This window comes from Paenibacillus sp. QJM3NY_38 (assembly GCF_056173265.1).
This window is the reverse complement of record NZ_JBWBUJ010000002.1, coordinates 23,533-45,094: the sequence shown is the minus strand read 5'-3', so window position 1 is coordinate 45,094 and position 21,562 is coordinate 23,533. Positions and strand designations below refer to the sequence as shown.

25 protein-coding genes are annotated in these 21,562 nt (G+C 42.5%); 24 read left to right on the top strand and 1 reads right to left on the bottom strand.

The window, feature by feature from the left end; genetic code table 11:
- Positions 1-12 precede the first annotated feature (12 nt).
- The 24 genes from AC0VZ8_RS34010 to AC0VZ8_RS33895 all read left to right on the top strand — a co-directional run bounded on the left by AC0VZ8_RS34010 (position 13) and on the right by AC0VZ8_RS33895 (position 20,659).
- Positions 13-1,848, top strand: a complete 1,836-nt coding sequence (locus AC0VZ8_RS34010; RefSeq protein ID WP_475487935.1) for a glucosaminidase domain-containing protein — start codon at positions 13-15, stop codon at positions 1,846-1,848.
- Positions 1,848-2,246, top strand: a complete 399-nt coding sequence (locus AC0VZ8_RS34005) for a hypothetical protein (RefSeq protein WP_475487934.1) — start codon at positions 1,848-1,850, stop codon at positions 2,244-2,246. Before AC0VZ8_RS34010 ends, AC0VZ8_RS34005 begins: the two co-directional genes overlap by 1 nt.
- Before the next feature lie 992 nt (positions 2,247-3,238).
- Positions 3,239-5,122, top strand: coding sequence for a group II intron reverse transcriptase/maturase (ltrA, locus tag AC0VZ8_RS34000; RefSeq protein ID WP_475487933.1), 1,884 nt, complete (start codon positions 3,239-3,241; stop codon positions 5,120-5,122).
- Positions 5,123-5,306: 184 nt separating this feature from the next.
- A complete protein-coding gene (locus AC0VZ8_RS33995; protein ID WP_119851414.1) occupies positions 5,307-5,618 on the top strand; it encodes a DUF4258 domain-containing protein in 312 nt (103 codons plus the stop codon).
- A 105-nt stretch (positions 5,619-5,723) separates the two neighbouring features.
- Complete coding sequence (locus AC0VZ8_RS33990; RefSeq protein ID WP_244235591.1) at positions 5,724-5,957, top strand: hypothetical protein; 234 nt, start codon at positions 5,724-5,726, stop codon at positions 5,955-5,957.
- Between the two features lie 233 nt (positions 5,958-6,190).
- Positions 6,191-6,385, top strand: coding sequence for a hypothetical protein (locus AC0VZ8_RS33985; RefSeq protein ID WP_475487932.1), 195 nt, complete (start codon positions 6,191-6,193; stop codon positions 6,383-6,385).
- Between the two features lie 76 nt (positions 6,386-6,461).
- Positions 6,462-6,722 carry a hypothetical protein gene (locus tag AC0VZ8_RS33980; RefSeq protein WP_475487931.1) on the top strand — a complete coding sequence of 87 codons (261 nt, stop codon included), beginning with the start codon at positions 6,462-6,464 and terminating at the stop codon, positions 6,720-6,722.
- A 15-nt stretch (positions 6,723-6,737) separates the two neighbouring features.
- Positions 6,738-7,082, top strand: coding sequence for a hypothetical protein (locus tag AC0VZ8_RS33975; RefSeq protein WP_119851418.1), 345 nt, complete (start codon positions 6,738-6,740; stop codon positions 7,080-7,082).
- A 3-nt stretch (positions 7,083-7,085) separates the two neighbouring features.
- A complete protein-coding gene (locus AC0VZ8_RS33970) occupies positions 7,086-7,517 on the top strand; it encodes a hypothetical protein (protein ID WP_475487930.1) in 432 nt (143 codons plus the stop codon).
- A 282-nt stretch (positions 7,518-7,799) separates the two neighbouring features.
- Entirely contained in the window at positions 7,800-8,513 is a 714-nt protein-coding gene (gene radC, locus AC0VZ8_RS33965) for a RadC family protein (RefSeq protein WP_475487929.1), read from the top strand.
- Positions 8,514-8,688: 175 nt separating this feature from the next.
- Positions 8,689-9,156, top strand: a complete 468-nt coding sequence (locus tag AC0VZ8_RS33960; RefSeq protein ID WP_475487928.1) for a hypothetical protein — start codon at positions 8,689-8,691, stop codon at positions 9,154-9,156.
- 95 nt (positions 9,157-9,251) lie between these two features.
- Positions 9,252-9,776: a BC1872 family protein gene (locus AC0VZ8_RS33955; RefSeq protein ID WP_475487927.1), complete on the top strand. Its 525-nt coding sequence runs from the start codon at positions 9,252-9,254 to the stop codon at positions 9,774-9,776.
- 9 nt (positions 9,777-9,785) lie between these two features.
- A complete protein-coding gene (locus tag AC0VZ8_RS33950) occupies positions 9,786-10,436 on the top strand; it encodes a hypothetical protein (protein ID WP_475487926.1) in 651 nt (216 codons plus the stop codon).
- A 50-nt stretch (positions 10,437-10,486) separates the two neighbouring features.
- A complete protein-coding gene (locus tag AC0VZ8_RS33945; protein ID WP_475487925.1) occupies positions 10,487-10,915 on the top strand; it encodes a hypothetical protein in 429 nt (142 codons plus the stop codon).
- 68 nt (positions 10,916-10,983) lie between these two features.
- On the top strand, positions 10,984-12,150 hold the full coding sequence (locus AC0VZ8_RS33940) for a hypothetical protein (RefSeq protein ID WP_475487924.1): 1,167 nt from the start codon (positions 10,984-10,986) through the stop codon (positions 12,148-12,150).
- Entirely contained in the window at positions 12,137-12,358 is a 222-nt protein-coding gene (locus AC0VZ8_RS33935; RefSeq protein ID WP_475487923.1) for a hypothetical protein, read from the top strand. The genes AC0VZ8_RS33940 and AC0VZ8_RS33935 overlap by 14 nt, the downstream gene beginning before the upstream one ends.
- 102 nt (positions 12,359-12,460) lie before the next feature.
- Complete coding sequence (locus tag AC0VZ8_RS33930; RefSeq protein WP_475487922.1) at positions 12,461-12,607, top strand: hypothetical protein; 147 nt, start codon at positions 12,461-12,463, stop codon at positions 12,605-12,607.
- Between the two features lie 213 nt (positions 12,608-12,820).
- Complete coding sequence (locus tag AC0VZ8_RS33925) at positions 12,821-14,734, top strand: hypothetical protein (RefSeq protein ID WP_475487921.1); 1,914 nt, start codon at positions 12,821-12,823, stop codon at positions 14,732-14,734.
- Positions 14,735-15,214: 480 nt separating this feature from the next.
- A complete protein-coding gene (locus AC0VZ8_RS33920; RefSeq protein WP_475487920.1) occupies positions 15,215-15,973 on the top strand; it encodes an XF1762 family protein in 759 nt (252 codons plus the stop codon).
- Positions 15,974-15,982: 9 nt separating this feature from the next.
- Positions 15,983-16,879 carry a hypothetical protein gene (locus AC0VZ8_RS33915; RefSeq protein WP_475487919.1) on the top strand — a complete coding sequence of 299 codons (897 nt, stop codon included), beginning with the start codon at positions 15,983-15,985 and terminating at the stop codon, positions 16,877-16,879.
- 236 nt (positions 16,880-17,115) lie between these two features.
- A complete protein-coding gene (locus AC0VZ8_RS33910) occupies positions 17,116-17,949 on the top strand; it encodes a DNA adenine methylase (RefSeq protein ID WP_475487918.1) in 834 nt (277 codons plus the stop codon).
- 32 nt (positions 17,950-17,981) lie between these two features.
- Positions 17,982-18,554, top strand: coding sequence for a hypothetical protein (locus AC0VZ8_RS33905; RefSeq protein ID WP_475487917.1), 573 nt, complete (start codon positions 17,982-17,984; stop codon positions 18,552-18,554).
- 44 nt (positions 18,555-18,598) lie between these two features.
- Positions 18,599-18,799, top strand: coding sequence for a hypothetical protein (locus AC0VZ8_RS33900; RefSeq protein WP_475487916.1), 201 nt, complete (start codon positions 18,599-18,601; stop codon positions 18,797-18,799).
- A 123-nt stretch (positions 18,800-18,922) separates the two neighbouring features.
- Complete coding sequence (locus AC0VZ8_RS33895; protein ID WP_475487915.1) at positions 18,923-20,659, top strand: DNA cytosine methyltransferase; 1,737 nt, start codon at positions 18,923-18,925, stop codon at positions 20,657-20,659.
- 60 nt (positions 20,660-20,719) lie between these two features.
- Here AC0VZ8_RS33895 and AC0VZ8_RS33890 read toward each other — a convergent pair whose 3' ends face one another.
- Positions 20,720-21,268, bottom strand: coding sequence for a hypothetical protein (locus AC0VZ8_RS33890; RefSeq protein ID WP_475487914.1), 549 nt, complete (start codon positions 21,266-21,268; stop codon positions 20,720-20,722).
- Positions 21,269-21,562: the final 294 nt, after the last annotated feature.

Below are 21,562 nucleotides of genomic sequence, written 5' to 3'. Positions count from 1 at the left end.
GAGAAAATTATCATGCAAGATTCTAAAGCTCTCATTGGCGATATCGTAAGTGGTAGATTAAACAAGGAGAACATGAAGCAACGTCTCAAAGGCGAAATCAAGCGGCGGATACTCAATAAAGCAATGCCTTTGCTTATTAAAAACCCAATATTTTGGATTATTCTCGCAGTCCTATTAGGTGTGCTCGCCTTTTTTATGATAATCGCTACGTTAGTCTCGTCAACAACGGTAGTAGCTTCATCAGCATTTATAACTGAAAGAGTTGTTCCTCCTCAAATTTATTATCGTGATTTAGATAGAATCATAACAAGTGAGTTTGGGGAGCGAACAGATCCGGTCTTTGGAACAAAAGCCTTTCACAAGGGAATTGATTTTGGTTTACCTGTCGGAACACCGATCATCAGCTCGTTTGATGGTATTGTAACAACGGTAAGCTATCCGTCTAGAAACTCATCGGAAAGCAATTACAATGCCGGCATATACGTGGCGATAAAAAGTTCAGATTCTGAACTAGCAACAACTACAAGGTATCTTCATTTGAGTGAGGCATTCGTCGAGCCCGGACAAGCTGTTCGCCGCGGGGAGATTATTGGTCTTTCGGGTAATACTGGGAAGTCTACCGGCCCTCATCTACACTACGAATGGATCCCTGATGGTGAGGAGCCGGTAGATCCTACCCCATTCATAATGTTGATGTCTAAGGCAACGGATACAGCCAGTAAAGAAGCATTCAAACTATTCAATAAGGTGAAGTGGACGAAGGAAAGCGGGGATTATGACTTTTTTTCAGACAAAATGATGTATTTAAGTGGTGTGTATATGGAATCTCCCGCTCCGCCATTTAGTGATATTGGGACTGTGACGATACGGAATGTACATTCTGGAACAAGTGATTCACGAACAGGTGAGGGGACGGATACTGAAACACCGGAGGAAGCCCCCGTAGTCACGGTCCCTCCAAACTTGGGTTCTTTGACACATCCCTTTTTCATGCAGTACGCTGCCGCCGCCCAGGCTGAAGAAAGGCGAAGCGGGGTTCCTGCAAGTATTACGCTTGCTCAAGCCGCGCTCGAGTCCGGGTATGGGAATCGAAGTATTTGCAACAACGTTTTTGGTATTAAGGCACAGAAAGGGTATACCGGTCCAACTTGTTCGGCTCAAACTAAAGAAGAGTACGGCGGCAAAATCGTAACAATCATCGCAACATTTCGTGCCTATTCTAGTGTAGAGCAATCCTTCGCCGATCACTCCGCATTTCTTTTAAGAAACTCGCGATATCGGTTTGCCTTAGCTCAAGACAATCCTTACGCATTTGCAAACGAGTTGCAGCGAGCTGGGTATGCTACAGATAGTCAGTATGCCAATAAGTTAAAGAGCATCATGCGAAGTCAAAACCTCACATCCCTTGACGCCAATGGAGGAATCGATCCAGCAACGGGACAACCGTTTAACGATGTAGCCTTTATTGGCGGAGGAAATGGGGGAGGAAGCGGCGGAGGCGTAGGGGGCGATGGTAACGTAACCCTAGTTTTCGGCATCCAGCAATATTTTGGCTCCTATGCGAAGGAGGTGCATCGGTCCACATCTACGGTTACTGACCCCGAAACGGGAAAAACCGAAACAACGGAAGTTGTTACCCGAACGGATTTAATTGATCCAACCTTTAATAAACCGATAATAAATTCGGTTAATTACAATAATGTGGTAAACTATGGTAGTTACGGTGAAACTGAGTATCCTGATCTATATGTAAAAGACTTGCCAGCCGCCATCATAGTGACTCTTTCAAGCGGTACCGATGAGGATCTATTCGTTTCTCACGTCCAATACGTTAGGGGGACATACTAATGAATGCACTCTTATCTAAACAGCTGCATGCCGAAACATATCTCATGTTGAATATAGAAATCACCTTCACCGGTTTGAAACAATGGTTCCGCATGGCTGGAGAGCAATACGACGATGTACTCCTCTTTCAAGCCGTCCTGATGCCTGAAAAAGCAGTACCTGAAAAGCAAGCTGAATTTGCCCAACTGGTACTGTTCCGGCACGAAGATGTGTTTTTCCATATGCACAGAGGATTACCTACAGATGATCCGATCCATCAATTGATGCTCCGGATATTAAATGTTCGCACTCTCTATGGAGAAGAAAATGCAGTGATAGAGCTTTGGGAGACTTTAAACCGTGATCGGATGGAAGAGCAGCCGAAATACAGATCCATTCACGAATTCTTTAGTAGTTAATATCTGGGGCAATAGATAAGGCCAATAAACAGCCTTCCTATTGCCCCATTTCCTTTAATAGACTATAATTAAGGTATTACGATTAAATGGATTAATTTTCTTTGCTGCTATTTTTCAGCGAAGAGGGAGTATGTTGTCTTTATACGACAACACTAAATAATTGCCTTGATGCAAAAAGGACGGAGCAGACCTTGTATTGGTGTGCTTTATTTTTTGCGTTCAGGGCTTTTTTTATTTCTATTTTTGAGAAAGGGGGTAATAGAGACGTGGATTAGTGCGCATTGTTCCCAGACAATCTGCTCAGAAATGAGCAATAAAACTGGGGGATTCATATGAATCTAACTCTACATCAGAGTAGGTGGGGGAGGTTCCCACTAAAGAATGAATGTTGGCATTCTTACCCTAATACTCCGACATGCCTGGTACATTTACTGGTACAAGGTATGAAGCTCGGTGAAGGCGCTGAAAACCAGACCTGAAAAGCGGTTAGGGAAGGTAAGCGGGGGGCCATAAAGTCACTATGCCTAATGCATTAGCGTGAATTCCTGTTTGACGGCTCGAAGTCTAAGACTCACCGAATAAAAGGGAGTCGCCCATTAACATGTGGGTCAATCGTAGAAGTACACTTAATCCTTGTACTTCTATACCACTTAAACTGAGTTGGTGATCCGCGTCCTCCAACAATGGACAAAAGATTGGTTGACGGGCTAGAGGGAGAGGCTAAGGTGAAAATGTAAGGCTACGATGTAGGGAACAATGGAAGTTCGGAAGAGGGTGTTAAGGGAAGTAAATCCCGATACCTCTAGATGTTAGGAAATGACCATCTAATCCGAATGGCGGCAGCCCGTAGTAGTCAGAGATGGGGAAAGCCCGTTACAAGGCGAAGGGGCATAGTCAGTTTTTATCTACATGATCACTCAATTTGTCGAGGAAGCCGTTGTGCGTACCTGACTAACGTCAACGATCTACAGGCCTCAAAGGAGGTGGTCACGTTGACTCAAAAATTCGACTATCCGAAGACAGAGCTAGAACTCCGGGACATACTAGACAAACTTTTCGCGGAAACAAGAGACAAGATTATTTCCAACGACCTACCGAGATTCAAGGGCTTGCTAGAAATTATATCATCAGAACCTAATATTTTATCTGCGATCCATAAAATCAAGGCCAATAAGGGTAGCCAAACTGCTGGGTCAGACGGGAAGAAAATGAGGGATTCAATTCTCGAAAGAGACTACCAAGAAATCATTCTTTTGGTTCGCGAAAATCTAACGAACTACTCTCCAAGACCTGTTAGAAGGGTTTGGATTCCCAAGCCGGGAAAAGAGGATAAGAGACCTCTTGGTATCCCAACAATTCTTGACCGAATCATCCAAGAATGTGTACGAGCAGTGATAGAACCTATTCTAGAAGCGCAGTTCTTCAGACATTCGTATGGGTTTCGTCCAATGCGTGACTCACACATGGCACTCGGTAAGATAACCAATACGGTACACACCACTGGTTATCACTGGATTATCGAAGGTGACATCAGCAAGTTTTTCGACAACGTAAACCACACCATATTGCTTAAAAAGCTTTGGCACATGGGGATACGGGATAGAAGAGTGCTGATGATTATCAAGTATATGTTAAAGGCCGGAATTATGGATGAACTCCAAGTCAATGACCTGGGAACTCCACAAGGAGGAATCATCTCACCACTACTCGCCAACGTATATCTTGATAAACTTGATACATGGATCGTGAGGGAATGGGAAGAGAAGAAGACGAGACATCATTACAAACGCCATGACAAACGCATCGAGATGCTTCGTAAAAATTCAAATCTTAAACCTGCTTATCTTATAAGGTACGCTGATGATTGGGTTCTTATTACGAGCTCCAAGAGCAACGCCGAAAAATGGAAGAAGCGTATATCATACTATCTCGAAGTCAACCTCAAACTAAAATTATCTGAGGAAAAGACTTTGATAACCAATATACGCAAAAAGCCAATAAACTTCGTTGGATTTAACTACAAGGTAGTAAAAGGAAACTCCCTTACAGGATGGGTTCCTAGAATTAGACCCAACCCAGAAAGGCTAAAATCGAAGGTTTACGAGATATTAAACGATATTAAGAACCTTGGTAAAGGACATCCAAAGCAAACGGAATTCCATTATCAACTAGTTCGCAATTTAACCATCATAAACTCGAAGATTAGGGGAGTTATTCAATACTACCGGGTCGCAACATGGGTTCACATTGATCTCAGTAAATACGCACAACTACTAAGTAGAGCAGGGTATATGAAGTTAAGGAGATACGGAGGATCGTTAACTCCTGCAAATATGGTAGACAATCTCGTTTCTGTACACAGTCAGTACAAATCTAGAATCCCAAGTATACGGCATCAGAATATGACCGTCGGGCTGACGAATCTAAGATTTGCCACATGGCAACGTGCACCATTTAAGAAACAAGAGGAAACTCCGTATTCAAAGGAAGGTAGGAAAATCTACTACGAACGTACTCAAAAGAAACCCTTACAAGTACGAGCGGATGAACTTCTGAGTATATCACTCCTGAATCTGATTGGTACACATCTGACCAATACCAGATACAATTTCGAATACTTCATGAATCGCCCTTATGCGTTTAATCGAGATAAAGGGAAGTGTCGTATTTGTGGAAGATTAGTTGAGCCATACAATGTCCACATACACCACACCAATCCCAACCTAGAACTATCCCATGTTAACCGTGTAAATAATTTAGCCACACTACATGAGGAGTGCCACAGGATGATACACTCATCCTCCAACTTCGAACATTTAGGTGGCCGAATCTGGAGAAAAATTCTGTACTTTAGAGAAATATTGAGCGAGATGTAGATAAGGATCTGATGGAGCGCCGTGTGCGGTGAAAGTCGCATGCACGGTGTGAAGCGGGGGAAAAGGGTGCCATAACGGGTAATGCCGATGCCGTCCCTTACCTATCGCTACCCATAAGGAAAACTGGCCACATGAATTAGAGTGTTTCCGGAAGGCCGTGAACGGAAGTGTCGATGAGTACATCATGGAAATCGCCGATCATTATTTAAATGATCGTCTCGACAATGAGGAGTACGAAGATCGTACATACACACAAATCGATATTGCCGTTGCGATCTTTAATGGGAAAATAATTGAAGGATATTCGAGCGAAGACAATCGAAAAAGGCCTTCCCGCTCCATGAAACTAGTTACCCCAAGCCGTTTAATTCTCGGTAAGGATCTTCAGGGGAATTGGTTTATCATTGTAGTTGGATTACTTTCGAGCAAGCATTTCAGGGTGATTACTTGTTACCCACCTGGGAGGCGCTATCTTCCTTATATCGAGACTGATTAATCACCAATTTTTTTGGAGAAATCAGGTTCCGTGATACAATAAGGTCAGAAGGAGGCGTTGTGTATGACGACTCATTGTGACCGTTGCAAAGGGGAGTACGTAAATATGTTAACCACAAAGTCCCAAGTTTTTGAAGGTGGTAAGTTAACCGTATCCGACATTCCCGCTAGGAAATGCCAATGTGAAGTACTGACACAGGTTCCTGATGGTGTAATTGTCGATGGTTATAAGATGCTGCTAGAGAAACATGGAATTATCGGTGATGTAACGGTTTCGTTGGCCAAGCTCAAGGAGCATTTTACACCAATGGATTTTATCAACCCGCACATCAGCACGTGACCTGGAGACATAAAAAGAAAAGTCCCGAGTAGAGTCTAACGTTGTAAAGCGTGATTCTCTCGGGGCTTTTTTTATTTATAAGACCATAAAAACGAAGGGTTTGATTCTAGTGCCGACTAAACGTACAGATAAGACCAAAGTGTTGTTAATCGTTTGCTATGTCATCGGGATATGCCTGACGATAGACCGATTGATTTTTGGGTAACGATCCATCGTGAAAGGGGTTAATAGACATGAATGTATTTCAGTACCGATTTAATGGGGGGACACTGATTGTCACGAACATTCGTGATGAAGATGCCAACTTCATGCAGACGATCGAGCATTACATCGATCTTCTCAATCAGTACAAGGTATACGGTACCGTTGAGGTTACTTTGGAAAATCTGAGACGAAGACTCAATTCAAAGTTAACTTCAATTGCCTAATGCAAACCAAACAAGGCGATAAAGAGAGCGACGACTTAATACGCTCTTTTTTTGTTGCCAAAAGGAGGCCATAAAGATGATTAAAAAGGTTTCGATTCAGCTTAACCGAAGCCTGATTTGCGGTGGGGTAGCAGTCGTTGAGAAGAATGGCATCGATGCTTGTATTTTCTTCGATGTTGTCAAATCCACCCCCATTAAAGTAATTGTCGGCAACCGTGGTAAAGAAGTGCCTGAACTTGAAGCAGATGAATACGAACATGCCCTTCTGGAACTGTTCGTAAGACATAATGTACCGCTTCAAATTGGCACATATTCTGTTTACAACGAAGTGCTATAGAGAGGAGTAATTGAGATGCGATTATCCAGCCGTAAACCCATCTGTCTGCTCATGAATCTTGGAGGTTTCGAAACCCGTATGGATGAGCTGCTGACCAAGGCATTCTGCTTAGGAGAAGAAGTATTCTCGTTAACAGGCGAGGGGATCGTTCCTCTCCCAGCTCAAAGTGCCATTGTCCCTGTGAACGTAATGTCCCTTTCTTCAGGTGAGTTGCACGTCTGGTCCTCATTGGTCAACGAGCAGCTGCAGGAGCGGGAGATGAATGTTGCGAATGTCGTCATCCTCGCTGCTGGTCGTAAATACTGTGGCGTATTGCCCCTAGGAACGATCATCTTTGAAGGCCTTCGGATTGGAGCGTGAGTCATGAAGCTGCAGAGTATCGCATTTAAATGGCATGCGGACGCACCACTGGAAGCCGTAGCTCCCATATTACAGCTAGCAGGTTTCACACTGGGTAGGCAAAACATCTGGTCCCGCTCCGTGGGCGAGCATAAGCTGGAAATTGAGGCCCGTGTACGGATGAATAGCCCTGATCGGTCTTATTTCTGGATCCGTTGGCTAAGTGCAAGGGGTATCGTCGATAAGGGACCAATGGAACGCCTGATAAGCGATTGGTTTTTTACAGTCAATAGTCATATTCCGATAACGGTCAACTGGCTACAAGTTAAAGTTGCGACTTCTGATTTTAAACCACCGTTATTTGGCTTTTATGAAAGCGTCACTAACATTTGGGTGAAATCAGAAAAACAGATCCGCCCAGACGATCAGATCTGCCTAGATCTGAACGTGGGGTAATAGATATTTTGTCAAGCCGGATCCATTGAATCGGCTTGAGTGATGGGTACGCTTAGACGTCTGCCCAGGGAGCCATAAAAAATACAATTATCGTGAGGAGGGAGCCCCTCTGCTGCAACTTTGGCGGGGGCGTATACCCTCAGTTGCGGTAAGGGCGATTAAAGATGAATAACAAGGTGAACCTTTATAAACTACAATGGATGTACAACCGCCGGTCACAAATGAAAAAGTATACTGTTATCGGTAAACTTTTGTCACGCTAGAGCGGGAGGTGCATTTAATATGTCAATTTCTATTTTAAATGAATCGGCTGTTAGGGAAGCGAAAAACGTCTATTTTCATTCGTGCGACGCCGGCCGTCTCACTGCAAAAGATTTACTGACGGTTATCCTGGAACCGATCGTAAGAGACCGATCCATCTCAGCGATGGTGGACGATATTCTGCAGAATGGATTGCCCCATCTGGGCACGCTATCCGAATTTGAATTATCTGTCCTGTTCGACCTGGATGAAAGGCAGAGTTTTCAGTTGATGTCGGTTTTTGAATTGGCTAAACGAATGAATGCTCCAATTATAAAAGATAAATTAATAATTCGAAGTCCTGAAGATGTGAAAGACGTCCTTCAGGATCTTAAATATTTGGACCGTGAACATTTCGTCACGATCTATCTGAATGCCAAAAACCATATGATTGGTCGTGAGACCATTTCTGTGGGTAGTCTAGATGCCTCCATTGCACACCCAAGAGAGATATTCAAAGGGGCGATCCGTAGAGGGGCAGCAAACGTTATATTTGCCCATAACCATCCAAGCGGAATACCGGACCCTAGCCCTGAGGACATCATGATTACACAACGGTTGGCTGAGGTTGGCATCATTGTTGGTATTGAGGTCATGGACCACATTATTATTGGTGGCGATAAATACTACAGTTTTCAAGAACACGGCACATTCCCAGTTCCAAGGGAAATAGGCTTGTCAGAATCTTTATGCTGATTGAATCCGTCGTTGAGATCACCGGCTTCAAACTGCATAAGATGGGCGCGCTGAGTGTAACAATTGTTACTTAGAATAAAAAGGGAGGGGCTTGGACGCTCGTCCCTTTTTGTTATGGGATAAATATTGTAATCCTCTTTCCCACTGGGAGATGAGGGTTAAGGGAGGGATATTCATGCAATATGAGCAAATCGATTTATTTGAGTATTTAGAGGACATGGAGTTCTCAGAGAATCAAGATTCTCTTGAGACAGAGATTTCGTTCCCTTCAGCTTGGGCAACAGGAATTCAGGACTTCAAGGACAGGGCCAGGTCATTTGGAAATAGACAGTTACTGGCGATCCGTACGGCTGCTGCTTGGTTCATCAAGGCAGCCCCTCTTCTTTTCATGTTTCAATACGTAAATGTGTATACGGTGAAACGAGTCTTTAAGGAAGAAGTGGGCAATTACGACTTATACCAATGTTGTGAGTCTGTACTGACCAGCCGTTGGAACGCAGAGGCGATCTCCCTACATTTAAAGCGCCAATACCAAATCAGCCATTGTTGGGGATCCCTCGGGAAAGATCATTGGGCACAAGAAATAGCAGTGCTTGCTGAGGCACGTAGAATGTACGGCCAAACCATACGAAAGTCAGCATAACTCTGCAATAAATAATCAGTGACTGTAAACAGGAAGCAGTATAGTCTTTGAGTCAGTAGAAATCGGCTCATCATAAAAGGAGGGAGACCCTAAGGTTGTGGGAGGGTTTGCCTCCGCAATCAAACGGGCAATACATGATCAATCATTTACATGGTGAAGGTTTAATAAACTTAACGGTAGATACTATGAGAAAGGTTCGGCTGGAGCTTGAACCATTGCTTCGTCGTTGGGACAACATGTGTCCTGAAGACCAGGATCATTACATCGCAACCGAAGTTATGGGATGGACCCTCGGTAGCGGGGAAAATGCAGGCTTGTATATTACTGAAACTGCTGAGCTATTGCGGGTTGAAGACTTTAAGCCAACAGAGTGCTTGACGACCGCTCATTATTTATTTGAGTTCTTTCTCATTCCTGACAAAGTATCCATTCAACCATGTGGCTCCGCAGCCGGATTGTTTTGGATGGTCTATTTTAAAGATGCCTACATCGGGGCGGGGAAGAAGCTGCAGCAGGCGCTGTGTAAGTCATGCATTGTAATGAGGCATGCGATCACGTTGACAAAGGAGAAACCGGTTCAAGGCGGGATGATGCAGCCTATTAACCGTGTTCTACCATAGGAGGCGCCCATGTCTACAATTCATTTCTTGGCAAAAGCGGAGGCAAAGGAACGGCTATTCTTCCGAAAATACGGAAAACCTGGTTACCAGGTACATACGGTGACTGGCAGAGCAAATACAATTGAACGCGTTACTGAAAAATACGTATACATCAAAACATCCAGCGGGAACGAAGCGAATCGTATTCCCCGGGAACGTCTGAGACAAGCCCTAGCTATTCTGTTTCACCAAAGAGTAATCACCTTAAAAGAATTGATCCGGATTCAAAAGTTTTCAAGCGCACTTGCTGCTTTAATCCGTATTATTATGATCGATATCTGTAAGGTACTTCGAACGCCAGCCGGCGTTCGTCTTTCTTTAAAGGGATTGCGATACATTTACTCTGGAATCAGCAAAGGGAAACGTGATGTGAGGATCGTAAAACAGAACGGCGGTTTGTTCGTCTTGATTAACTACTTTACCGTTCGATCGGACACCGCAGCAACCTGGAAGGATAACCTTCGCGAGCTGGGATTTGATTATAAATGCGTCATGCTCGATCCGGGGGAGAAGACCCTTCATGAAGCTAAGCGGAAAGGGAAAACAGTGAAACCGCTAGACCTGGATGAATATGCGGAGTTCGTGAAGCAACACAGTGTGATATCATCTATCAATTTTTAACGATCGATAAGATTGGGGATCCGGAAACAACACAGGCGAATACGCTTTATTTGGAGCGGGCTGTTGGCCGAAAGCCAATTCCGGTATATCATGTCCAGAATTCGCTGGCCGTGCTGCAGGATTACATCGATCAAGGCTATGAGGTCATTGCCATTGGCGGTTCCGTCTTTGTTGGTCGTAAGCGTCGTGCACAGCTGTTCGATGAAATTTTTAAACGATTCGGTGATATAGCGAATTTCCACGCGCTTGGTGTAGGTTCTACGGAATTACTGCTTCAATATCCATGGTTTTCAGCGGATGCTTCATCCTGGCTGAACGGACGGATATTCGGTAAGCTGCAGACCCTGAGTGGGAGTAAATCCGTGCCGACATGGATGACTTCTGAAGAAGCTATCTCTTTTAATGTCCGATTGTTCTCCGTCTTAGAGGATCGGTATGATGGTATACAGATGAACATCGACTTGTTACCGTTATTGTAAAAGAGTATGTCTGGGTTTATGAGTATGTGTTACAATATGGTAGATTTAAGACCAAGGGAGGTTCTAACTTGCCTGGAGAACATAAAGATCCAGAAGATCGAATTGAGTATCTTAGCTGGTTTGAAATGATAGAAAGATCTTTCGACCCTCCTCTTTTGAAAGGAAGGAGCCGTTTTAAAGAAACACAGGGCTGGTTTGGAGTTTGGTTGATACGTTCATTGAGCGGTTTTAAGTATAAAAAGATGTCAGAAGAAAGTTTCAACAAATTTTCCGCTATCTTCTCAAGCAAGTTACAAACTTGGCTTACATATTTGGGCTTGGGTGGAATTTTAGGATTCATAGGTTTCTCAAATGTTCCAAACCTCCACTTTGATTCATGGTATGCCATAGTAGGCTATGTAGTTATCGCTGCCTCTTTGATCATGTCATTAATCGCGAATCTGGCACGCATGCTTACGATTAGCGATCCTTACTTTAACTCTGAAGCGTACAGAATCTTCAAACGGGAAGAATACGAAATGTTTCTTCCCTATTTTAAAGAGAATAAGTACACTTTTAAAACAGCTCAAGAATGGGTAAAGCTTTTGTATAGGGAAAACAATTTGGATGCAGTGATTGCTGAGCATACAGAAATACACAGACGTTATCGAGATATCATAGATAATCTTAATATGAATTTAGAAAAGAGTACTCAAGGTTTGATAGAAACTGAGGAATCGGTAAAGTTGCTTAACCAGCAAATTGAACTTCTGCAGGGCTTAGCTAAGGTTAACGAAGATGGCTTCAATTCAGCAATTAGCACCATTTACCGCCTACGCTCTGAAGACCGATTATTCAATACTACCGATCTCAGGGTAGTGACGGACTTTTCTTTATTTGAACTTGTGGGCCCCTACTTATATCGGCTTTGCGAGCAGGGGACAACCGAGACTCCAAAAATGATATACATCGACGATCCGAATTATGAGCATTACTCTTCTGTAAAATTGGTGCAGGGTGAAAACACCATTGAATATGCAACTAGTGATCGTGAAGGTAGAACAGTTGCAAGTTATTGGATTGAATTACCTTCGGAAAGAATACTAGTATATAATTTTCACTATGACTCTACAATTACAGGTATGAATGATATAATAGAGATGAAAGAGATGTACCGCTATATCAAAGGAATATGCATGCATCTGGAAGAAAGAGGATTTTTAAACAAGGAGGGAAACCGCCATGTTGCAAACTAAACGTTCAACTAATAGCCTGAAAGCTAGTAATGAACGATTACAAGCCATAACTAAAGATATTAATAGGATCCAGAAGGAAAGCTTGCGGGCATGGACTTCCGCAGAAGTAAATCTTGGACGTACAAAGGAACTTAGGGAAGACTTGGGTGAATTACTAATTAAGCAAGAGGAGAGTCTTCACAGACTTGCAGCTCTTGCAGCAAAATAGTATCAACATTTCAATAAAAGGGAGCCTGTGAAGGCTCCTTTCATGTTTATTTTTCATAGATTCGTCAATACTGCTTCTATTACCACTAAGGGGTAGATTGCAGTGACAGAAAAAAACAGCAAAATCATAAAAGGTAAGTTTAGACTAGAGGAGAATGCCTTTGCTTCTTCAAAAGAAAAAAGAGAACAAATCATGCGGGACATCGAGAAAATCAACAAAAAATTGGCATCAGTTCGAAAAAATAAGTAATGAGCATGTTCTTTAAGAGAAGGAAATTTACACTTCAAATTCTATCCACACTCATTTTCAAAAAGTCTTATTGATAAAAAGCTGCTGAATCATTCAGTAGCTTTTTTATGTTAGGAATGTAGGATAAAGGTCCTTAGTGTCGAAATAATAAATTTCTAAAGAGCAGTAGTGAATGGTTAACTAGAGAGATGGTAAATAAGGGAGGAGCATAAAGTGCAAAACGATTTATGGGGTCGCTTTAATCCAGATGAGATAACTGAAAAAATAAAGTATTGGGTAGATTTATGGGAGGAGCTCATTACAAATAAATCATATGGTTTAAAAATGGAAAACCCTCATTTATTAGTTATGGACATTATCGATGAAATAGATTCAAATCAACTGCAGAATTCTGAAAACAAACAGTATTTCCATAATAAAATTAATGAGTTTCTAAAGAACGACATTGTTATAAAAAAATATTATCGAACTGATTTTGAATTACTTCGGTCCTATTATGATCAAAACAAGTTCTTATTAAAACAAATTTGTCTAAACATAAAGGAAATATTTGAAAAAGGAGGATATTTTAAAAATGCCTTGCTTTTTTTAAACAATATTCTTTTAACTCCGGAATGGCATTCCGATGATGAAGCGAACATATCGTTATTATCACAGAATATAATTATTGAATTCCTATTAAAAGGATACAGTCTCAATGACATTATGAAAATGCCAGATAACATTTTTAGTTTTTATCAAAAATTTGAAGATGAAGACACATATATATATACAAGTTTTCCCCATTCTGTATCCGATAAAAATGATGATAGAAGTGAATGTCTTAGAAAAGTAGCCGCCGAAATCGATAACCTTACTGTTGAAGACAGGCTTAGTGCCTTAAAGCGATATTATTTCTCTGAGCCAGAGATCTATTATGTCATCTATAGAATTACAGGTATCAAAGGGGACATTGATATTAAAATTGGCGAAGATGTAAATCTATATTCACCGAGAGTAAAAAACTACATTGTCAAGGAAGAAAGTGAGAGTGAATTTTTTGGATTCCCAGAGAATGAATATCATATTAACGCAGCTGTAAAAACCAGTGCTTTCACTACCTATTCTGCTGGGGAAATAGCTGTTCAAAAATTAGAAAGAGCTCTTGACTTATTTCGGATTATTTACTTAACCAATAATAATATTAGAGTCGAACACGAAAATTATATTGTTGTTAAGGATGGTTTAGAAGTCGCATCCCATAGATCATTAAGTAAAGACAATGGTTATCTTAGATGGGTAGAGGCATTAGACTTAGAGCAATTAGGACCCTCAATAGAACACCTAGAACTATTCAATCAAGCAAGTAAGTATCTTTATGCAAATCCAGATTCTCAAACAATAATAGAGAACCGAATTACTCATTCCTTGCGCTATTTTAGGAAAGCAGAAGACGCTGTTTCACCAGAGGAAAAATTAGTTAATTATTGGATTGCTATAGAGAATTTACTAGACTTTAAAACTTCTTTTCAAGAGTTACTTAATAAAAAGAAAGAAACGAAATTCAGTATTGCTCAGAAATTCATACCAAATGTCTTGATTATTGATTATATTTATGATTCTTTCAGAAATCTATATCGTTACTTTCGAGTTTTAATAGCCGATTCTAAACTGAAGTTGCCCAATGAACTTATAGAAATTACCAATCTCATACCTAAAGAAAATACTAAAGTCTCAATAATTCCATTTTTGGAGAACTTGAATCAGATATCACCACATACATCAAATAGATTAATATTAAATAAAATTTATGAGGGGGAGCGCTTCTATTCTGATAACAAATTCGTAATAGAACAAATTAACAATAGATTAAAAGAGATAAGTATTGACATTCTTCTTCTGTATCGTTACAGAAATAAGATCGTACATAATGCACATTATGATTCTAAAATATTACCCTACTACGTTCCAAAAGCTAGAGCAGTTGCAAGCAAAGTAATATATTTGGTTCTTAATGGTTATAGAGAGCAGAATCAATCCACACTTGAATCTATCTTCGTAAGTCATTATATAAAAATACAAAAATTGATTAATGTGCTTCAACAAAATAATAAAGATTCAATAATCAATATTTTAGAGCAGTTATAGTATTAGCCAAAGTGTTCGCAATATAAGCAGCTCCTCAAACAGTGTCAATGATCATCAAAGGTGGTGGAAATAAGCATGCAGAATCGGAAAATCATATTATCAGATGTAACGCCAAAAAAGCTGCAGTTTAAGTCACAGGACGAGATAACAAGAGAAAATAGAAAAAAACGTGAGGAAATTATCAAGCGTCTGGAAGAACGGAAGCACTGAACTAAATTTTTCTAATATATGGTTTGTATCTAGATCCCCATGAGCTCCTCGCTCTCTCCCGGGGATTTTTTGTTTTATATAAGTTGTGTGTAAAACCATATTAGATCTGCTATTAATGCATTCTCCAAAGATTTACACCAAGGACAAATATACGCTATAATATTGATATTACTTAAGTTTTTTTATTTTCCTTGCCGTCAATTTCGGCGAGGAAGGGTCAACAGTCAACTAGCTGCTTAAATATGATTTGCGCTTAAAGGAGACGTAAAAGTGTACGGGATACGTACGCTTTTTTTTGCGTCTTCTTTTTTTTGTGCAAAAAAGGAGGAAAGAAGAAAATTGAGTCATATCACAATTTCATCAAGAAGATACGAACAATTCTATTGGGTATTCGTACACGAGGATTTGAAGCGGTACATGGTGCTTTCAGATGAGGAGTTGGACAGTGCAGATTCTCTGCGCTGGGAGTTAATGAACGAAGGATTTGACGTCTTATGGGACTCTGCCCTTAGCCGTAAACAGGCGACCCGGTACATGAAATGTCTTTATCCGGATTGGAGGAAGTTCGAATTGGTTCCAGTGCCGGTGACTTTTAAAGAAGCATGTAACTTCATTGACATGTATCATCGCCATCATCCAGCTCCGCAAGGTATGAAATTTGCGCTTGGCTTCAGCAATGGACGTAGCTTAATTGGTGTCCTTACAGCCGGCCGGCCTGTGTCCCGCTTCCGAGACAACGGTCAGACGTTAGAAGTTACCCGTTTATGCGTCCAACGTGCCTATAAAAACGTCTGTAGTAAGTTGTATGCAGCTGCTGCACGTGTAGCAAAGGAAATGGGATACCACTCCCTCATTACTTATACACTGGTAGAAGAAGCGGGATCCTCACTACGAGCAGCAGGATTCCGATTCGATGGCATAAGTCCAGGAGGGAGTTGGCAGAGCCATGGCCGTAGACGACAAGATCGTCATCCTACGGGGCCCAAGAAGATTTGGATGATGGACCTTCGAACTTGCAAGGAGAAATAAAGAAAGGGAGTGATTGTTCTGAACCGAATTGCCCTGATCACTGAATCATCAACCCGGCAAACTAGTTCGATGCCGGCTTTTACATTCTATCAAGGATCGCGCAGCCGTTGGGTCAATAACATCATTCGTTATATGGAGGTTCGTAATTTCCCACATGAGAACATTTTCTTTCTAAGCGTATTTGGGCAGCGCATTTTCAAGTACCAGGAGCTCGTTGAGCCGTACCCTGTCCAGAAATGGCACCCACGCAAAGATGAATGTGCGGCATTTGCGGAGAAGATCGTAGCCTTTATTCAACAGATACACCCGCTTCCCTTCGTGGAGATCCATACCGGTAAAACAATATCCGACCCGTTAAAGCAACTATTTAATGCAAGTGGGATTGAATATCGCGTTTACGGCGATGGAGTACCGCTTGGAGCAAAGCCAACATGGTACGCGGAGTTGATTGAGGACGAGCTTACCCGGATCAGACTCAAGGAAATAGAACGAGAAAAAATGGTAGTGTCTTCTTTGATTCAATTTCAGGCACCAATTGAGGCAAGCAAACTGATTGATCAGTTCGAAAACAGAGCTCATTTGTATGGCATTGAGGCCAACATGGAGGAGCTGAAAAAACTGATCGGCAGCTATCGTCAAAAGAAAAAGGATGCGAACAAAGCATATGAGGCTTTTAAAGGCATTTTGGAGAGAGAAGATATCACCGGGGAACTGACCCGCTTCCTGGAGTCTATACAATCCTTAGCGGAGCTTCATTGGCATGCTGATTTTGAGCACTTTAAGAGCAAGTTTGGCCAGAGTATAGCAAAATTAAGGTTGTACTTGATCAAACACAATTACGCTTTGATGGCTGAAAACAATGTTTTTGCTGCACTGCAGCGTATTCAAATCGCACTTCTTAAATAGTAGGAGAAGCTATGATGACGAAGAGAAGAAGGCGCCCCCATACTCTCTAATTTCAGGTGTGAATGAAGGAGCGGGTATTTTCCCGTTTTGCGGTTCATTGTAGCCCCCTTCTGCGAGCTCCCTACCGGGATAAGTAGCACTTACGCTTCTCTAATCGAGAGAACGTAAGAGGACAGAGAGAGTCCTGCCTATTTCCGAATCGATAAACCGACTTCGGAAAATAGGAGAGATGGAATATGGCGTTAAATGGAACTGTAGTACAGTCAGGGTTGAGATATTTTGGAGGCAAAGCTAAATTGGCACGGTCAATTATTCCTTATCTACCAGATCATCATTGTTGGGTTGATCTGTTCGGTGGAGCTGCGAACATGACCATCGCGCGGGAGCAGCCTAGTAAGGTCGAAGTGTTCAATGATAAGGACGGAGACCTCGTCAATTTTTACATGGTTCTGCGGAAAAACAAGGAGAAACTGCTGGATGACTTAGCTTCTTTCCCGACAAGTCGTTATTTATACGAGACATGGCTTCGGGAAGAAATGCCCCAGGATCCCTATGAGCGTGCAGTCCGGTATTTCTATCTGCTGAGACAAAGCATCATCCCCATGCCAAATCAACCGAGCGGTTGGCGCGCTGGGAAAGTTAAAAATGCGGCAGCCGATTATCAATCCTCGATTGCCAAATTGGATGCATTTGAGAAGCGTTTTCGAAAGGTCATGATAGAATGCTTAGACTTTCGTGAAATCATCAAGCGTTATGACGGTCCGGATGTTTTCTTTTTTGTTGATCCGCCTTATGTTGGCCGCGAGAATTGCTACAAAGGTGGATACCGAGAAGAGGATCATGCAGAGCTTGCCGAAATGCTCAAACATATCGAAGGTAAGTGTCTTGTCACCTACTATGGTGACCCGCTTGTACTTGAGCTATATAAAGATTGGAAATATGTGACCATAGAAGCGAAGGTCGGTGCCGTCGTAAAGGCGTCGCTCGGCCAAAAACGCAAGGTGGAGACGGAATATCTGTTCATGAACTACGTTCCAAAACGTTCTGAACAGCAGATTTCGTTTTTTTAATTTGGAGCGATATAGAAGGAGGCTAACCTGAAATGACAGAACAACGATTGTTTAATTGCATCCTTGTGGACGAAGGACTTATAGAAAAAGTGTATTCCGACTTTGACTTCCATCGTTTCGTGAGAATTTGCAGTGACCAAACCAAGCATTATTTAACGAAACACGGGTCGGAGAAGGATGGCAAATCGGAGCTAACGACGGAAACCGGCTATCTTCATTTAACTTCGGTCATTCCGGGTGATCCGGAATCCGAAGTCTACATTTGGTCTTATCCTTTTGATGGCGAGACGAGTGTTGAGGACTTCTTCGAAGAACTAGAAAATGAAATTGTCTCGCTGGACCGAGGCAGCGCCGACGTTTACGTGATAGCGTTGAACAATGGTAAAGAAGTTGAGCGAGGTTTTATCTACAAAGTCATAAGGGAGCAACCAAGTGTACTTGAAGTGATGGACGAGATCAACGATCGAGCCACGTCGACTTTAGAAACAAACTGGAGTGAGGTAAAACGGATATCCGCTAAGCAGTATTTAACCATTTCGAGCCTTTACAAAGAAGCAGAACCGGACATCCAACGAATTTCGGAAATCACGGCCAGCATCTTGTGAAACGTTCGACTAACATGAGGGAGCAAAAGAGAGGAGAGATCCATTTGAAGATTTCCAATACAGCAATCAAAGCTTTTAATGCGGGAATTCGGCCGTCATTCAATCCGGCTGTCAACGTCCGTGATAAACGCGGGACACAAGAGGAGCATGCTACCCTCCGTTGTATTCAGAGAGCCAAATACGGTGTCTTCGGTGGTAAAGTGTCCCGGAAAGACGTTACAGAATATGCGTATTGTCTGGAGTAAGAGAGAGACAGGAAGACTGTTCACGGTATAGGACCAAACCAATACATCGAATGCTTTAACCCTCTGCACTGGGGATATCAATTTCCTCCCCCGTGCAGACGGGGAGGAGCAGGAGGAATAAGGATGGTCGTTTGTGTAAATAAACCTAAAGTTAAAACGGAACACACCGTGGCTCATTTATTTGGCGGCGCCGGCGGTGGTTCGCTTGGTTTTGCTCAAGCCCGCGGGGATTATATGGGGTTTGTAGGACGTTTCCGAACGCTCTGCAGCATAGATTCTGACCCGGTGGTATGCCAAAATTATGAGATGATCACCGGCAGTAAGGCTGTTTGCATGGATTTGTTTTCAAGAGAACAATACATCGATTTTCACGGACAAGAGCCTCCGGAAAATTGGTACGAGGCTACGCCAGGCGATCTGTGGGATGCATTCGGATGGGAAGTGCCCGATGTTATCTTTACATCTCCTCCCTGTAAAGGGTTCTCAGGGCTTCTGCCTGAGAAGTCTGCAAAAACAAAGAAATATCAAGCGCTCAATGAGTTAACAATTCGTGGACTTGAAATCGCGCTTAGAGCCTGCCTCGAGTATGGTGGCAATCTACCTGCTCTAATCCTTTTAGAGAATGTTCCAAGAATCATGACCAGAGGGAAAAAAATACTCGATCGAATTAAAAAGAGGCTGAAGTCTTTTGGCTATCTATCGAGTGATAATACCCATGATTGTGGGGAGCTAGGTGGCCTGGGAGAACGAAGAAAGCGGTATTTATTGATAGCAAGAAATGAACAGCGTATGAGTAACTTCGTTTACCAGCCGCCGCGGAAGCCGTTAAAAACGATTGGCGATGTTCTTGGAGATCTGCCATTGCCAGGTGATACCCTCGCAGGCGGCCCGCTTCATCGCCTTCCAAAGCTTGAGTGGAAGACATGGATGCGGCTAGCCCTGATTCCCGCCGGCGGGGATTGGAGAGATCTGAATCAATTGGATTGGTGGAACTACCGCATTGAACACGAGCCTCGTAGAGGAGCCTGGGCAGTCGAAGATTGGAACGATATTGCACGAACGGTAACAGGTGGAGCTGGTCCCGGACGAAGTAATGGGGCTACAGCGGTGTCGGACCCTCGGATGGGCTTGAACGAAAATAGCACTCATCGTTCCATTTACCGAATATCCCGATGGGATGAGTCATCTCAAACCGTAACAGGGGCTGTGGGACCAAATAATGGTGCCGTTTGCGTGAATGATCCGCGGTTAAAAGAACGTAAGGGGAGACACCCTGGTGTTTACCAGGTCGTTCGATCAGATGAACCCTCGCCGTGTGTAACCGGAACGCGGTTCGGAAGCGGGGCCTTGGCGTTTTCGGATCCACGTTGTAAAACCAATCTGCACCCTGATAGCTATGGCATACAGCGATGGGATGATACCGCAAAAACCGTTCGATCCGCAAATCGAATTATGCAGTCTGCAGCGAGCGTTTCGGATCCGCGAAACACTTTATCTCCGAATACCGAGGTTTCGGAAAAAGGAAGCATTTTTCCTGCGGATCAAGATCGAGGGGTGTATCTCATCATTGCAGAAGATGGTACGTGGCATCGTCCTCTTACAACGTTCGAACTAGCTATGCTTCAATCTTTCCCAGCTAGACTTCCTAACGGTTTGCCTTTTCAACTTACTGGCTGTAGCGATGCAAAGGCAAGAGAGTATATAGGGAATGCCGTTCCTCCAGAAGCAGCTAAAGCAATGGGAACTACGTTCCTTGTAGCCTTGATGGCAGCTTCTGTAGATGCCGGCTTTACACTCAGTTATGAGGCAGTTTGGGTTCGTCAAGAATCTGAACAACTGCCTGAAGCCATTGTTCATTAAGAAGGTCCTGATCGAATCGATAGGGCGACGGGAGCACTTAATCACTCAAAAAACCTGCCTTTAACCGGCAGGTTTTTCTTTTGGTACATTTTTTTCAAATAATCCTAATTGCTCAGCTCTCCTTATAATTTGTATTAAGTTTTGCATATCTTCTGACGGAGATGCTGCTACAGGAGACTTGGCCGATTCATGGTTCTCGACTTGTAGTGTGAGATGAGAAACTTGCTTCGTTAAGTCATCGATTGTTTCCCGCATGCTTTCATACTCCCGCTTCAACATTGTAAGAGTATCAATAAGTGGATCAAACGGAGAAACGGAATGTTGAGGTTCTGCATGAAGATCCTTATCGTGAGTGATAGTTGATACAATGCTTTTTCGAATGTGCCTCTTGTCAGATTTACTTTTCAATTTAGCTGATTTAATCTGCTTATCAAATTTTTTCCTTACAGTGCTATTCCAACGAAAACCGCATGCTGCTGGGGTGCGCTTGAGCCCTAATGCTACCTCTTCAAACGCCTCGAGTTGAGTTTTACCATTCTCTATGTGTTCTAGAACTGTTTGGGCTAGTAATAGGTCGTCGTTAAAGCTCCATTCATCTTTCCTTCTCATGAATACCTCCAGGTGATTATCTATTCATATGTTTATCCACTTCATTAAAGATTTATTCTTCACTTTAACTATCATAAGATTTATTCCCATATTAACCTTACATGATATCAATGTAGCTTCTATACGCCATTAATAACTGAATAGCTCAATAACAGCACTATTTTTTACGTAACGCCGCGTTACGCGTCGTTATTTTTAAATGGGCTGGAGTACTTATTTACTATTTCGAAAAAAGAGCATCCCCTAAAATAGGTAAAGCCGAGTGTTTTGAGCACTCGGCTTTTTAGAGAATGG